Annotated in this window: 9 protein-coding genes; 4 read left to right on the forward strand and 5 right to left on the reverse strand. The window is 68.5% G+C overall.

What is annotated here, in order from left to right; genetic code table 11:
- Positions 1-4: 4 nt before the first annotated feature.
- The 3 genes from ACFYO1_RS07530 to ACFYO1_RS07540 form a co-directional block, all read right to left on the reverse strand.
- Positions 5-1,147 carry a type III PLP-dependent enzyme gene (locus tag ACFYO1_RS07530; protein ID WP_387228126.1) on the reverse strand — a complete coding sequence of 381 codons (1,143 nt, stop codon included), beginning with the start codon at positions 1,145-1,147 and terminating at the stop codon, positions 5-7.
- A 171-nt stretch (positions 1,148-1,318) separates the two neighbouring features.
- A complete protein-coding gene (locus ACFYO1_RS07535) occupies positions 1,319-3,817 on the reverse strand; it encodes a DEAD/DEAH box helicase (protein WP_387228128.1) in 2,499 nt (832 codons plus the stop codon).
- A 35-nt stretch (positions 3,818-3,852) separates the two neighbouring features.
- Complete coding sequence (locus ACFYO1_RS07540) at positions 3,853-4,881, reverse strand: proteasome assembly chaperone family protein (RefSeq protein ID WP_387231755.1); 1,029 nt, start codon at positions 4,879-4,881, stop codon at positions 3,853-3,855.
- Between the two features lie 170 nt (positions 4,882-5,051).
- Here ACFYO1_RS07540 and ACFYO1_RS07545 point away from each other — a divergent pair, with 170 nt between their 5' ends.
- A complete protein-coding gene (locus ACFYO1_RS07545; RefSeq protein WP_387228131.1) occupies positions 5,052-5,756 on the forward strand; it encodes a sensor domain-containing protein in 705 nt (234 codons plus the stop codon).
- A gap of 666 nt (positions 5,757-6,422) precedes the next feature.
- On the forward strand, positions 6,423-7,823 hold the full coding sequence (locus ACFYO1_RS07550; protein ID WP_387228133.1) for a DUF4192 domain-containing protein: 1,401 nt from the start codon (positions 6,423-6,425) through the stop codon (positions 7,821-7,823).
- A gap of 920 nt (positions 7,824-8,743) precedes the next feature.
- Here the strand turns inward: ACFYO1_RS07550 and galE are convergent.
- Both galE and ACFYO1_RS07560 read right to left on the reverse strand, forming a co-directional pair.
- On the reverse strand, positions 8,744-9,724 hold the full coding sequence (gene galE / locus ACFYO1_RS07555; protein ID WP_387228136.1) for a UDP-glucose 4-epimerase GalE: 981 nt from the start codon (positions 9,722-9,724) through the stop codon (positions 8,744-8,746).
- A gap of 3 nt (positions 9,725-9,727) precedes the next feature.
- Positions 9,728-10,414, reverse strand: coding sequence for an iron dependent repressor, metal binding and dimerization domain protein (locus ACFYO1_RS07560; RefSeq protein WP_387228138.1), 687 nt, complete (start codon positions 10,412-10,414; stop codon positions 9,728-9,730).
- A gap of 198 nt (positions 10,415-10,612) precedes the next feature.
- Here ACFYO1_RS07560 and ACFYO1_RS07565 point away from each other — a divergent pair, with 198 nt between their 5' ends.
- Positions 10,613-11,881 (forward strand): acetoin utilization protein AcuC, encoded by a 1,269-nt coding sequence (locus ACFYO1_RS07565; RefSeq protein ID WP_387228141.1) that lies wholly within the window; start codon positions 10,613-10,615, stop codon positions 11,879-11,881.
- Positions 11,874-14,546: a GNAT family N-acetyltransferase gene (locus ACFYO1_RS07570; RefSeq protein ID WP_387228143.1), complete on the forward strand. Its 2,673-nt coding sequence runs from the start codon at positions 11,874-11,876 to the stop codon at positions 14,544-14,546. Before ACFYO1_RS07565 ends, ACFYO1_RS07570 begins: the two co-directional genes overlap by 8 nt.
- The last annotated feature ends 180 nt before the right edge of the window (positions 14,547-14,726 follow it).

Here is a 14,726-nt window from a genome sequence, read left to right on the forward strand (position 1 = left end):
AAACTCACTCTCGCTCAGCGCCCGAGACATGAACGGTCAGGGGCGGAAAACCATTGAAGGACACCGACGAATAACTCGCGGTATAGGCGCCGGTGTCGAGGATCTGGATGCGATCACCGGCTCGCAACGTGGTCGGTAGGAGGACTCGCGTGCGTTGATACAGTACATCGTCTCCGTCGCAAGTCGGACCAGCTACCACTGCCTCGTCGACAGGGTCACCGTCCCGATCCGTAACGAATCGATAGGCGATGTACTCGTTCTCGGTCTCGGCCATTCCGTTGTAGCGGCCGATGTCGAGATACACCCAGCGCCGGGCGTCCGGCGCAATGCGCACGCCGATGACTTCGGCGTGGATGATGCCCGCGGAACCGACCAGCGCGCGGCCGGGTTCGACCACCAATCCGGCGGTCCCGGGCAGGAATTCGGTCGCGGCGGCGTTGATCACCGCCGCGATCTCGGCGAGGGCGGGCGCCGGATCGGCGTACGCGATCGGTAGTCCGCCACCGATATTCACCGACGGAACGTGAATATCCTTGTCGGCCAACGCTTCCACGATCCGGCCCGCCTGCTCGATACCGATCCGCCAAGCGTCCGGATCGAGCTGCTGGGACCCGACGTGGAAGTACGGCCCGCCGACGATCAACCCCAGATCACGCGCCCGCACCAGCAGCCGGAACGCCTCGCCCGGCGTACAGCCGAACTTGGTGCCGAACGGGGTGCGCGACTCGGGAGCCGAAGCGAGGAACCGGCATTCGACCTCCGAGCCCGGCGCGTGCTCCACGATGCGCAGCAGGTCGTCCTCGGTGTCGAAGGCGTACCGGCGCACGCCGAGCGCGTAGGCGCGGGCGATGTCGGCGGCCTTCTTGATCGGGTTGCCGTAGCAGAGCGTGTCCGCTTCGACGCCGAGCGCCAGGCACAGTTCGATCTCGCCGATGCTGGCGACATCGAACTCGGCGCCTTCCTCGTCGAGCGCCTGGATGATCTCCGGCACCGGACTCGCCTTGACCGCGAAGCGAATCCTGGCCGCGGGCATGGCGGCATGGAGCGCGTGGAAATTCGCACGCACTCGCTCGGGATAGACGACCAGAAAAGGTGATTCGGGCGCCGGGGCAGGGCAGGAGGCAGAGCCGACGGGGTGGGTAAGCATAGTTGATCTTTCGCTTGGCAGCAGCGGAGAGAGTATCAGCGGCCCCTACCCAGAAACGAATCCATCAAACCTGGTGTGGGCGGCATCCCAGCGAAGCACCCGCTAACGGGCCGGAGATAGCCGCTGACCTGTATGGATTCCGTAGTTATTCGGGTGGGACGGGCGGTGCGGTCAGCCTGCGGACACCGTGATCTCGTCGAAGACGACCTCACCGGCGGCATCGGACTCGGCCAGGTCCACCACGCCGACGATCGACCAGCCGTGGTCGCCCGCCGGGTCGTCGAGGACCTGACGCACCTGCCAGAAACCGGGTCTTCGTTCGATCTGGAACAGTTGCGGTCCGCGCGCGTCCTGGCCGATGCCGATGCGCTCGTACTCGTCGAAATACGGGGCCAGATCGGTCTCCCAATCCGGTCCGGTGCCCAGGTCGGCCAGCAGGTCCCAGCGGCGCAGCGAGGCCAGCTCGACGCGGCGGAACATGGTGTTGCGGATCATCACCCGGAACGCGCGCTCGTTGGCCGAGATGGGACGCACCGTCTCGGCGCCGAACGCGAGCTGGTCGGCGTCGATCTCCGCGCCGGGGTTGGTGAGCTGCTCCCACTCGTCGAGCAGGCTGGAGTCGACCTGGCGGACCAGTTCGCCGAGCCACTCGGTGATGTCGTCGAGTTCCTCTGTGCGCGCGGAGTCCGGCACGGTGCGGCGCAGCGCGCGGTAGGCGTCGGCGAGGTAGCGCAGCACGACGCCCTCGGAGCGGGCCAGCTCGTAGAACGAGATCAGCTCGGCGAAGGTCATCGAGCGGTCGATCATGTCGCGCACCACCGACTTGGGCGACGGCGCGAATTCCGACACCCACGGGTGCCCCGCGCGGTAGGTCTCGAAGGCGGGCTCGATCAGCTCGGCCAGGGGCTTGGGCCAGGTGACCTCTTCGAGCAGTTCCATCCGCTCGTCGTACTCGATGCCGTCGGCCTTCATCTCATTGATCGCCACGCCGCGCGCCTTGTGCTGCTGAGCCATCAGCAGCTGGCGCGGATCCTCGAGGGTCGATTCGATGAGGGACACCACATCGAGGGTATAGCTGGGCGCGTCTTTGTCGAGCAGCTCGAAGGCGGCCAAGGCGAACGGAGACAGCGGCTGGTCGAGCGCGAAGTCGCGTTGCAGGTCGACGGTGAGGCGGGCGCGGCGGCCCTGCGCGTCGGGCTCGTCGAGCTGCTGGACCACCCCGGCGTCACGCAGCGCCCGGTAGAGGCGGATGGCCCGCAGGATGTGCGTGCGCTGGGCCGGACGCGGCTCGTGGTTGTCCTCGAGCAGATGGCGCATGGCGTCGAAACAGTTGCCCGGACGGGCGATCACGTTGAGCAGCATGGAGTTCGTCACGGTGAACCGTGACACCATCGGCTCCGGCTGGGCGGCGACCAGCCGGTCGAAGGTCTCCTCGCTCCACGAGACGAAACCCTCGGGCGGCTTGCGGCGCACCACCTTTCGCTGCTTCTTCGGATCGTCGCCGGCCTTGGCGAGCAGTCGGGTGTTCTCCACCTCGTGCTCGGGCGCCTGCACGACGACGGTGCCCATGGTGTCGTAGCCCGCGCGCCCGGCCCGGCCCGAGATCTGGTGGAACTCACGGGCTTTCAGCCGGCGGGTGCGCACGCCGTCGTACTTGGTCAGGCCGGTGAGCAGCACCGTGCGGATGGGGACGTTGATGCCGACGCCGAGGGTATCGGTGCCACAGACCACCTTCAGCAGGCCCTCTTGGGCGAGGCGTTCGACCAAGCGGCGATACTTCGGCAACATGCCCGCGTGGTGCACGCCGATGCCGTGGCGGATCAGCCGCGAGAGCGTCTTGCCGAAGCCGGAGGCGAAGCGGAATTCACCCAAAGCCGTGGCGATGGCGTCCTTTTCGGCGCGAGTGGCGAAGTTCACGCTGGTCAGCGCCTGGGCGCGTTCGAGCGCGGCGGCCTGGGTGAAATGCACCACGTAGACCGGGGCCTGGTGGGTGGTGACGAGCTCTTCCAGGGTTTCGGTGATGGGGGTGCGCGCGTAGGAGAAGGTCAGCGGGACCGGGCGTTCGGTGCCGGCGACGATCGCCGACGGGCGGCCGGTGCGGCGGCGCAGGTCCTCGGCGAAGAAGTCGACCTCGCCGAGGGTGGCCGACATCAGCAGGAACTGCGCGCGGGGCAGTTCCAGCAGCGGGACCTGCCAGGCCCAGCCGCGGTCGGGGTCGGCGTAGAAATGGAATTCGTCCATCACGACCTGGCCGACATCGGCGGCCGAACCCTCGCGCAAGGCGAGGTTCGCCAGGATCTCTGCGGTGGCGCAGATGATCGGCGCGTCCGCGTTCACCGCGGCGTCGCCGGTGACCATGCCGACCTTGTCGGCGCCGAAAACCTCGCACAGGGCGAAGAACTTCTCGCTGACCAGCGCCTTGATCGGAGCGGTGTAGTAGGTGCGCTTGCCCTGGGCCAGCGCGATGAGGTGCGCGCCGACCGCCACCAGCGACTTACCCGAACCCGTCGGCGTCGCCAGGATGACGTTGGATCCGGACGCCAACTCGAGTAGCGCCTCGTCCTGCGCCGGATACAGCGGGGTGCCCTGTTCCGCGGCCCACGCCCCGAAGGACTCGTAGAGGGCGTCGGCGTCGGTTCCCGGTATCTCCAGCAGCTCGGTCAGATCCACTCCGAACACCCTACGGGCTGGCGCCCGCAGGGTGGCTACCGCTGCTGGCCTGTCTCCGGGCCGGTTTCACCCTCGTAGCCGCCCTGCTCGGCCAGGAAGCGTTCGAATTCGGCGCCCAACTCGTCGCCGCTGGGCAGTTCGCCGTCGCCGACGAGCAGGCTCGACTGACGTTCCTGGGCGCTGACGAAGCTGTCGTACTGGCGTTCCAGCGCGTGCACGACCGTCTCCACCTCGGAGTTTCCGGCGATGTGCTCGTTTACCTGTTCACGCACCCTGGCCGCCGCCTCGCCGAGCGCGGCGAGCGGAATATCCAGGCCCGCGTTGTCGGCGACGTTCTCCAACAGGGTCTGGGCGGCCTCGGGGTACGCGGTCTGGGCCAAGTAGTGCGGCACGTGCACCGAGAAGCCGACGGACTCCTGACCGTGCTGGGCCATCCGGTATTCCAGCAGCGACGACGCGCTGCCGGGCACCTGCAGTTCGCCGGGCCAGCGCTGATGCTCGGCGATCAGGTCACGGTCCGACGAATGCGCGGTGACGCCGAGCGGACGGGTGTGCGGGATCGCCATCGGGATGGCGCTGAGGCCGATGCTGCGGCGCACGCCGAGCTGTTCGGCGAGCAGGCGCACCGCGGTGGTGAACTTCTCCCAGCGCAGGTCCGGTTCGATGCCCGCGAGCAGCAGGAACGGGGTGCCCGCCGTGTCGCGCAAGGCCCAGAGGTTGAGTTCGGGCTCGGCGTACTCGGAGAAGTGATCGCTCTTGAACGTCATCAGCGGACGGCGCGAGCGGTAGTCCAGCAGCTCGTCCACGTCGAACGAGGCGACCAGTTCGCTCTCCAAGCTCTCGCGCAGGTGCGTCGTGGCCAGCCGCACCGCATGCCCGGCATCGGTGAAGCCTTCGAGTCCGTGCACCAGAACGGGACCCTCGCCGTCGTCGGACGACAGCTGTGGAGCGGGAAACTCCAGTTCGTACATTCGCGACTCGTGGTCCATCGCGTCCTCCTTCCTGCGCGGTTCCTGCGGCACGGGTGATGCTCGGTCTTCGACACCGAAGTCATTCGAGACCAGCAGCGTCCGAGACGGGAACCATGTCCATTGTCCCCCATGTGGGTGACAGGCACCGCGCACGGCCGGACACCGACCCATACGACGAGGCAACAGCGTCAGCGCCTCGCGCATTCCCGGTGCGGCGGCGTGGCATCGCGGGTGGGCATCGGGAGTTTGGCACAGTGGGGTGGGTGACTGTGGCGGATTCGGCGCGCAAGGGGGCGGGCATCGTCATGTCCGCAGCGTGTTTCGCGCTGCTCGCCGGGTGCGGGGCGACGGTGGACGGGCATCCGGTCGCGGGGGAGCAGACGGTGGTTTCGCGGCACGTCGGTGCGGCGTTGTCGGCGTTGCTGGTGGAACCGGGGCAGTTTCCGGCGCGGTATCCGGCGGTGGTGTTGCCCGCCGAGGCGGCGGCGCAGGCGGCGGGGGACTTGACCGGGATCGGGCGAGGTGGGCGGGTGCAGCCGGAGCGTTGTGTGCCGCCGCAGCAGCAGTTCGGGCCGGACCAGACGGCGATCGCGGTCGGGACCGATGATGCTGCGCGGGCGACGATCACGGTCGAATTGACGCGAACCGCGCAGCCGCTCGCGATGCTGCGGAATCAACTGGAACAGTGCGGATCGGTGCGGGTGAGCCGGGCTGCGGCGGCGACGACCGTGACGACCGAGCTGGATCCGGCGCCGCCGATCGACGCGGATGACACGCTGGCGTTCCGGCGGACCGTGCAGCCGGATGTCGGCGGGGCCGGGTTGAAGCAGGCGATGCGGAAGTTGGCCGGGCAGGTGGGTGATGTGCGAATCACTGTGACGTATATGTCTTTTTCGGGTGCTGAACCGGATATGACGGCGGTGGATCAGCTGTTCACGACGGCGGTGCAGCGGGTGCGGAAGGGGTAGCCGGCTCGGCACGGTAGCAGGGCCGGCGGACAGCGCCGGCGGTCGCAACCGCGTGGGCGAGGACGCTTGTCCACAGCACCCGGGAATTCCACAGAGCGAGTGAATCGCCTGGTCGGCGTGGCGGGCGTGCCGGTCTGAGCGAGCACTCTCGACGGCATGACCACTCCAGCGAATCCCCATCCCTCCGGCCGTGCCGACGCACCCGCCGATTCCCCGGCCGACAGCACTCAGGCTCAGGACGAACTCTTCTGCTCGCGTCCGTCAATGCTCAGCGGCAAGCGGACCTCCCGCGCGCCGGTGAGCCTCGCCACCGCATTGCGCTCGTGCCAGTTCCTCCGATCCGGTGACCGTGCGCGATCCGATGGTGCGAGGCCACAGGAAGACACGGTGCATGAAATGCCTTCCGCCGGCCTCGTGGGGGCAGACGCTGCGGCGCAGTCGGAGGAAATGGTGCGTGCCGATGGTGCAGTGCGTCCAGAGGGCGCAGTGCGGCTGAACGGTCCTGTGCGGCCGGATAAAGCGGCGTACCCGGATGATGCAGGGCGCCTGGACGAATCGGTGTGCCCAGATCGCGCTGCGCGGCAGGACGTCACGGCGAACCATGATCCCGCCGAGCAGTGGGAGGACACAGCGAAGTTGGGGTGCGCGGGGGTATCGGATGATGCCGTGCTGCGGCCGGACGACGTGGTGCGACTCGGCGACTCCGCGCAGCCGGGCAGTGCGACGCATCCGGACGGCATGCGGCGCACCGAGATCGGCACGGTAGGGGACGCCAATCGTGTCGGCATCGGGACGACCGCGAACCGGGATCGCGATGATGCGGACGAGTTCGTTGATGACGAGGAGTTCGATGAGTCCGCAGATGCGGATTTCCGTGTTGCCGGGGGTGCGTACGGTTCGGGTGATCGCGGGCGGGTGCTCGTTTGTGCGGATCAGGCGCCGCCGTTCGATGCGGATGCGCCGGATTGTGCTGTGTGCGTGGATGAACCGGGGGAGGTGATCGCGGCGGTGCCCGCGATGATCGGGTTTCCGCCGGAGCGGTCGCTGGTCGTGCTGGTGCTGCGGTCCTCGGGGCGTGGCGCCGGGGCGATCATCGACGCGGTGGTGCGGTTCGATCTGGATCAGGACGGTGGGCGGCGCCGGTTGCGGGCGGGGATGGTGGCCCAGTGCGTGTTGCAGATCTGTGCGCACGACGATATCGCGGAGGTGCTCGTCGTCGTGGTCGATGATCGGGCGGTGGAATCGCCGCGGCGATCGGAGACCGGCGAGCGGTGTGGCACCGGACGATTTGAGGTGCTGATCGACGCGCTGGACCGGCGGCTCGCGACCCACGAGATCGCACTGACCGGGGCCTGGGCGGTCCGCGCGATCGAGCCGGAACAGCCCTGGTGGAGTCTGATCGGCCCGGACCGGCAGGGGACGGTGCCGGATCCTACCTCCTCGTCGGTGGCGCTGTCGCATGTCCTCGACGGCAGGCAGATTCGCGGCTCCCGGGCCGAGTTGACCGCGCTGGTGGCGGAGGACGCCGAGGTGCGCGATCAGGTGGCGGCGGTTCTGGACGGCGCGCTGTCGGTGGCTCGCGACCGGTACGCGCGAGCGGTGCGCCGCGGCGATCCGAGCGACTACAGCAGGCAGGCCCTCGACTATGTCCTGTGGCAGATCGCGAACACCGAGTCCGGCATCGAGCTCATGGTCCCCGAACTCGCGGAACTCGCTGCCGCCCTGCGAGACCGCGCCGTCCGCGACGCCATGTTCGCGCTCGCCGTCGGCGACCACGCCGTTGCCGCCGAGGGCCTGTGGGCCGCCCTCACCCGAGCCCTCACCGGTCGCGACCGTGCCGAAGCCGCGTCCCTGCTCGGCTACAGCGCCTACGTCCGCGGCGACGGCCCGCTCGCCGGCATCGCGCTCGAAGCCGCCCTGGACGCAGACCCCGACCATCCACTCGCCACATTGCTGGAGGCTTCACTCATGGTCGGCATGCGCCCGGATCAATTGCGCCGCCTCGCCCGCAGCGGCTACGACACAGCCGCCGACCTCGGCATAGATCTGGGCTCGCCGACGCCGTGAATTAGGCAACGGCGCGGCCGACACTGTCCCGGCTGGGCGCGAGGAAGCCACAAGCTCACGCTCGTTAGCCAATCTGGTTGCTATCAACGGAGTTCGAGGGGTGACGGACGCGCTGCGTGCGTGACAGTGGCCGCCCGTCGCCCGCAACGGAGCCGGGAGCTGTCAATCAAGGCGGGATTCGGCGGTCAGCGTGAGTATGCCGTCGGGTGTGCGTGTTCTGATCCGCGTTTCTCGGTGGCACGCTGGAGGCGGCATCATCACCGTCGCCGCGCTGATCAGCCAGCTCCCGGGGCTGCGCTTGCGTCCGAGGCCTGCTCGTCGTTAGCTGCGCGTTCGACTAATCGGTGCGAATTCGGATCGTCGTTGTCAGTGCCGACAGAGTTGAGGGGATCGCGTGCGTGCAGGCGACCGTTTGTCGCCTTCGCGGTGGAATCGGAAGCTATCAAATGAGGCGGGATTCGGCGGTCGGTGGGCACTAGTCGTCGCGTGTGCGGCCTGGACCCATTTCCCGGTGGCGCGCTGAGGCAAGGAATATGGATCGGCCGTGTCGGTGCCGACAGAGTTGAAGAGGATGCGTGCGTGAGAGCGGCTTCCGTCGCCCGCTGCGGAGCCGGGAGGCTATCAATGAGGCGGATTTTGGCGGTCGGTGAGCACAACGCGTCGCGTGTGCGTTCTGGCCCCATTTCTCGGGCGCGCAGGGCAACGAAGAATTCGGATCGTTTGTGTCAGTGCCCACAGAGTTTGACAGGCAGTTGACTGATGCGGAATGTGTTGTGCGGGTAAGCGGCCGAGGGATTGGGTAGCTTGGCGAGCCCTGTGCTCGGCGGTGGTGGATGCGAATTGTGCCGCTTGGTAGCGAAATGACCGGGGCGGCGCGGCGTGGAAAGCCGTGCCGCCCCGGTCAATGGGAGACGGTGAACTCAGTGGGCGCTGTGCGCGCGATCGCCGAGGGTCTGGAGGAAAGCCCAGGCGTCGGAGACGATTTCGTCGAGGTCGTTGTGCTCGGGGTGCCAGCCCAGGTCGGCGACGGCGCGGGCGCTGGAGGCGATGAGGGTGGCCGGGTCGCCGGGACGGCGAGGTGCGTCCTGGGCGGTGATGGGTAGGCCGGTGACGCGTTCGCAGGCCGAGATCACCTGGCGGACCGAGAATCCGGTGCCGCTGCCGAGGTTGTACACGCGGTGCGTACCCGGCTCGGAGGTGGCCAGGGCCAGCAGGTGGGCTTGGGCGAGGTCACGGATGTGGATGTAGTCGCGGACCGCGGTGCCGTCCGGGGTCGGCCAGTCGGTGCCGAATACCGAAATCGCCTTGCGGTGCCCTAGCGCGACCTGCAACACCAGCGGGATGAGATGTGTTTCCATCACCCGGTTTTCGCCGAGCCCACCGTAGGCGCCGGCGACGTTGAAGTAGCGCAGGCTGGTCGCCGCCAGTCCGTGCGCGATCGAGTAGGAGGTGATGGCGTGATCGATGGCGAGTTTCGACGCACCGTACGGATTGGTCGGCCGGGTCGGCGCGTCCTCCGTGATCGGCACCTGTTCGGGTTCGCCGTACACGGCCGCGGTAGAGGAGAACACGAGCCGTGGCGTGCCCGCGTGGCGCATCGCCTCCAGCAGCTCGAAGGTCTTCACCACATTGCCGTGCCAGTACTTCTCCGGCTGCTGCACCGACTCACCGACCAGCGACTGCGCCGCGAAATGCAGGACACCGTCGAAGGATTCGGCGCCCAGCAGCGCGGTCGCGGCCTGTGCGATGTCGCCCTCGACGAACCGGGCCGCGGACGGCACACCGTCGGCGTTGCCGGTGGACAGATCGTCGACGACGACGACCTCATGACCCTCTTCGAGCAGCACCTGCGCGCACACACCGCCGACGTACCCGGCGCCACCCGTGACGAGAAGTTTCACCCGTCAGACCAGCTTCACCTGAACGGCGTGGGCCATTTCGTCCGACAGCTCGAAACCGTCATGACCCGGCACGGTGATGACCACCGAACCCGGCTTGTTCTCGACCGTGACGCGCGCGTCGGGCACCACGCCCGCTTCCCGCAACTGGCCGATGACCTCAGGATCGGTCTGGATGTGCTCGGCCAGCCGGCGCACGACGACCGCGTGCACCTGGCCGTGTGGCAGATCCGAGAGCCGGACCAGCGTCTCCTCGGCGTGGTTGTGCGCCACGATGCCCAGCTCGTCCAGGCCGGGGATCGGGTTGCCGTAAGGGGAGGTGGTCGGGTGGTTGAGTACCTCGACCAGGCGCCGCTCCACGTCCTCGCTCATCACGTGTTCCCAGCGGCAGGCCTCGGCATGCACGTTCTGCCAGTCCAGTCCGATGATGTCGACGAGCAGGCGCTCGGCGAGGCGGTGCTTGCGCATCACGGCGACCGCCATGCCGCGGCCCTTCTCGGTCAGCTCGAGATGCCGGTCTCCGGCGACCAGCAGCAGACCGTCGCGCTCCATCCGCGCGACAGTTTGGCTCACCGTCGGTCCACTCTGCTCGAGGCGCTCGGCGATGCGCGCGCGCAGGGGCACCACGCCCTCCTCCTCGAGGTCGTAGATGGTACGGAGATACATCTCCGTGGTGTCGACCAGATCTTTCACCTGTTACCCCTTCGTCGGCACGAATTCTACCTACGCACGCCGACACGGCCCTGCGCCGGACGGTGTCGCGCCGCGCGGTGTGCGGCAATGCGGGATTCCGGTCGGCGCACGGCTTGCCGCCGCGATCGCTCTTTCCTGTATTTCTACTGCATAGCAACGTTCGACGGGGTCCGTACCTTCCCGCGTAGCGTTGCGACCATGGCCACTGCACCGCGCAGGGAACACCTGGCGCCACCCGGCGAACAAAGCAGCCGCGGAACCGTCGTCTGGACCGACCGGTTTCTCGACTACACCTGGACCCCGGAGCATCCGATGAAACCGGCGCGCCTGAAGTTCACCATGGCGCTCGCCGAAAGTCTCGGATTACTCGACGGTGTCGAGTTATTGGCACCCGCCGCGGCCGATCGGGCAGACCTGCTTCGCATTCACACCGCTGATTACATCGATGCGGTCGAGCACGCCACGCCGCCGGCCGGATCGCCGCAGGCACCGCCGTACGGCCTGGGGTCGCCGGACAATCCGGTGTTCCCCGGCATGCATCAGGCGGCCTCGGTGATCGTCGGCGGCACGCTGGCCGCGGCGCGGGAGATCGCCGAGGGCCGGACTCGCCGCGCGGTGAGCATCGGCGGTGGCATGCATCACGCGATGGCCGACTCGGCGGCCGGGTTCTGCGTGTACAACGATGCGGCCGTGGCCATCTCCTGGCTGCTCGACCACGGCTTCGACCGCATCGCCTACCTGGACGTCGATGTGCACCACGGTGACGGCGTGCAGGGGGCGTTCTACGCCGACCCGCGGGTGCTCACCGTCTCACTGCATCAGCACCCGGCGACGCTGTGGCCGAACACCGGCTGGCCGGAGGAGACCGGCATGGGCGCCGCCGAGGGCACCGCGATCAACCTGCCGCTGCTGCCCGGCACCCGAGACGCGCAGTGGCTGCGCGGTTTTCACGCCGTGGTGCCGGGCGCGGTCGCGGCGTTCCGTCCGCAGATCGTGGTCAGCCAATGCGGGGTGGATACCCATCGCGAGGATCCCCTGGCGGATCTCGAACTCACGGTCGACGGCCAGCGCGCCGCCTTCCGCGCGATGCGCGACCTCGCCGACGAATACGCCGAAGGCCGCTGGCTCGCCGTCGGCGGCGGCGGGTACGGGCTGTTCCGGGTGGTGCCGCGCGCCTGGACACATCTGCTCGCCACCGCGCTGGACCGCACCGTCGCGCCGGAGACCGCGATCCCGCAGGACTGGATCGACCAGGTACAGGCGGAGGCGCCGCAGGTGGATCCCCCGCGCACCATGGGGGACGGCGGCGACATCGCCTACCGCCCGTGGGATGGGCCGGGCGGCACGGGGGAGACTGGGGACGCGCGGGAGGACCGCGCCCAACGCGCCATCGACACGGCCGTGCTGGCCACCCGCCGCGCGAGTTTCGGATTGCTCGGCCTGGACCCGGAGGACCCTCGTGACTGACCCCGTAGACACTCCGGACACCCCGGCAGTTCCACCTCCCCCGCCGCAGCACTGGTTCGCCGATGTGCTCGCCTCCGACGGCGGTGTGGTCCGGCTGCGGCCGATCACGCCCGACGACGCGGACGCGTTGCAGGAATTCCACGCGGCGCTGTCCGACCGCACCCGGTATCTGCGCTACTTCGGCCCGTACCCGCGGATTTCGCCGAAGGATCTGTACCGGACCACGCACGTCGACTATCACGACCGGGTCGGACTGGTGCTGGTGCTCGGCACCGCGATCATCGCGGTGGGCCGTTATGAGGGGCTGGACCGGGTCGGCCCGCGGTCCGCGGAGGTCGCGTTCGTGGTGGCCGACGGGCATCAGGGGCGCGGGCTCGGATCGATCCTGCTGGAGCACTTGGCCGGCGCCGCCGCGGAGAACAAGATCGAGACCTTCGTCGCCGAGGTGCTCGCCGAGAACACCACGATGGTGACGGTATTCCGGGACGCCGGATATCAGGTCGAGCGCAGCCGGGACGGGTCGGTGCTGCACCTGGAATTCGCCATCGATCCGTCCGAAGCGTTGCTCTCCGTGCGGGATTCACGGGAACGCGCTTCCGAGGCCCGCAGTGTGGGCAATCTGCTCACGCCGCGGTCGGTGGCGGTGATCGGTGCGACGCCGAGTGCGGGCCGGGTGGGCGGCGCGGTGCTGAACAACCTGCTGTCCGGGGTGTTCCAGGGGCCGGTGTTCCCGGTGAATCCGAATCGGCACTCGGTGCGCGGAGTGCGGGCGTACGCGACGGTGCGCGAGATTCCGGACGAGGTCGATCTCGCGGTGGTCGCGGTGCCGCCGGAGGCGATCGGCTCGGTGCTCGACGACTGTATGGCCAAGGGCGTCAAGGGACTTGTGGTGCTCACCGCCGGATTCGACACCACCGGCGTCGGAGGTGGGCAGGCCGAACGCGAATTGGTCGCCGCCGCACGGGGACACGGGATGCGGGTGGTCGGGCCGAGCGCGCTCGGCATCGCCAACACCGATCCCGCGGTGGCGCTCAACGCGACGCTGGCGTCGCTGCTGCCCGGCCGCGGGCGGATCGGATTCTTCTGTCAGTCCGGGCCGTTGGGCGCGGCGATCCTCGGGGAGGCCGCGGCCAGGAATCTCGGCCTGTCGACGTTTGTCTCGGCGGGTGACCGTGCCGATGTGTCCGGCAATGACCTGCTCCAGTACTGGGACACCGACCCGGACACCGACGTCGTCCTGCTGTATCTGGAGAGCTTCGGTAATCCGCGCAAGTTCTCCAGGATCGCGCGCCGGGTGGCCAGGACCAAGCCGATCGTCGCGGTCAGCAGCGGCAGGCACGCGGCCCGGCCGGCCGGCGATATGGATCGCTCCATCGTGCGAGACCTGTTCGCGCAGGCCGGAATCGTGCAGGTCGACTCGATCTCGGAGCTGTTCGACTGCGCCGCGCTGCTCGGCTATCAGCCGTTGCCGGGTGGGTCTCGGTTAGCGGTCGTGGGCAACAGCGCGGCATTGAATTGGCTGGCCGTCGACGCGGCGCAGAGCGAGGGTTTGGATGTCGGCGACCCGGTGAATCTGGGCCCGCAAGCGACGCCTGGCGCTTACCTCGACGCCACGGTCGCGGCGTTGTGTTCGGACGACATCGATTCGGTGCTGGTGGTTTTCGCGCCGCCGGTGCCGCTACCGATGGCGGGGTTCGCCGATGCGATCCGCGCCGCGGCAGCGGAGGTGCCCGATTCGAACAAGCCGATCCTGACCACTTTCGTTGCCGAACAGGGCATTCCGAATCTGCTGTCCGTTCGCGGTGTCGGTGCTTCGGCAGTACGCGGGTCGATTCCCTCCTACCCCGATCCGGAACGGGCCGCGCGAGCGCTGGCTCGCGTCCGGCGCTACGCGGAGTGGCGCACCCGGCCGGCGTCACAGGTGTTGCGCCCCAGCGGAATCGATACCGAACGCGCGCGCCGATTGATGGCCGGGTGGGTCGCCGAATCGGGTGGCCGCCGGCTCACCGACCTGGAAACCGTCGAACTGCTGGACTGTTATGGCATTTCGGTGGTCGAGTTCCGTGAAGTGCGCAACGCCGACGAAGCCGTCGCCGCGGCCGAGGAACTCGGCTACCCGGTCGCCGCTAAGGCGACCGGCGAAATGTGGCGTCGCCGACCGGATCTCACCGGAGTCCGTCTGGACCTGTGGCGGCCGGAGGCCGTGCGGCAGGGGTATGCCGACCTCGCGGAGCTGTGCGGTGACCCGGTCCTGCACATCCAGAAGATGGCCACCAAGGGCGTCGGCTGCGTCCTGCGCGTCCAGGACGACCCGTCTTTCGGCTCGGTCATCGAATTCGGCCTCTCCGGCTTGATCATCGAACTCCTCGGCGACCGTGCCTACCGAGCCCTGCCCCTCACCGCCGACGAAGCAACCGCCCTCATCGACGCCCCCCGCGCCGCCCCACTCCTCTCCGGCACCCCCGCCAGCCCCCGCGTGGACAAAGCGGCCCTGGCCGAACTGGCCCAACGCATCTCAGCCCTCTTCGACGACCTCCCGGAAATGCGCGAACTCTCCTTCGACCCAGTCCTGGCCTCCACCAACTCCGCCGAAATCCTCTACGCCCGAGGCCGAATCGGCCCCGAACCCAGCCGCTTCGACACCGGCCCGCGACGACTGGGCTGATCGGTGAGAGCTGCATGGCTTCGCGTTCGCCCGCGCGCTTCCGTCAATTCGGGGTGAGCTTGTATCTGCGAGGGCGCGTCGGCCCGAAACCGAATCGCTTCGACATAGGCCGCGCCACCTCGGGCGGGCCTGTGGGAGCCGTGGAAGTTCGTTTTCGCCTCGTGCGTGCCCGAGTCAGCT

The sequence above is a fragment of the Nocardia sp. NPDC006044 genome (assembly GCF_042871115.1).
GTDB lineage: Bacteria > Actinomycetota > Actinomycetes > Mycobacteriales > Mycobacteriaceae > Nocardia.

Coding starts and splice junctions, on each gene's coding strand:
- ACFYO1_RS07530 (WP_387228126.1), bottom strand. CDS start 1,147: ATGCTTACCCACCCCGTCGGCTCTGCCTCCTGCCCTGCCCCGGCGCCC.
- ACFYO1_RS07565 (WP_387228141.1), top strand. CDS start 10,613: ATGGCCACTGCACCGCGCAGGGAACACCTGGCGCCACCCGGCGAACAA.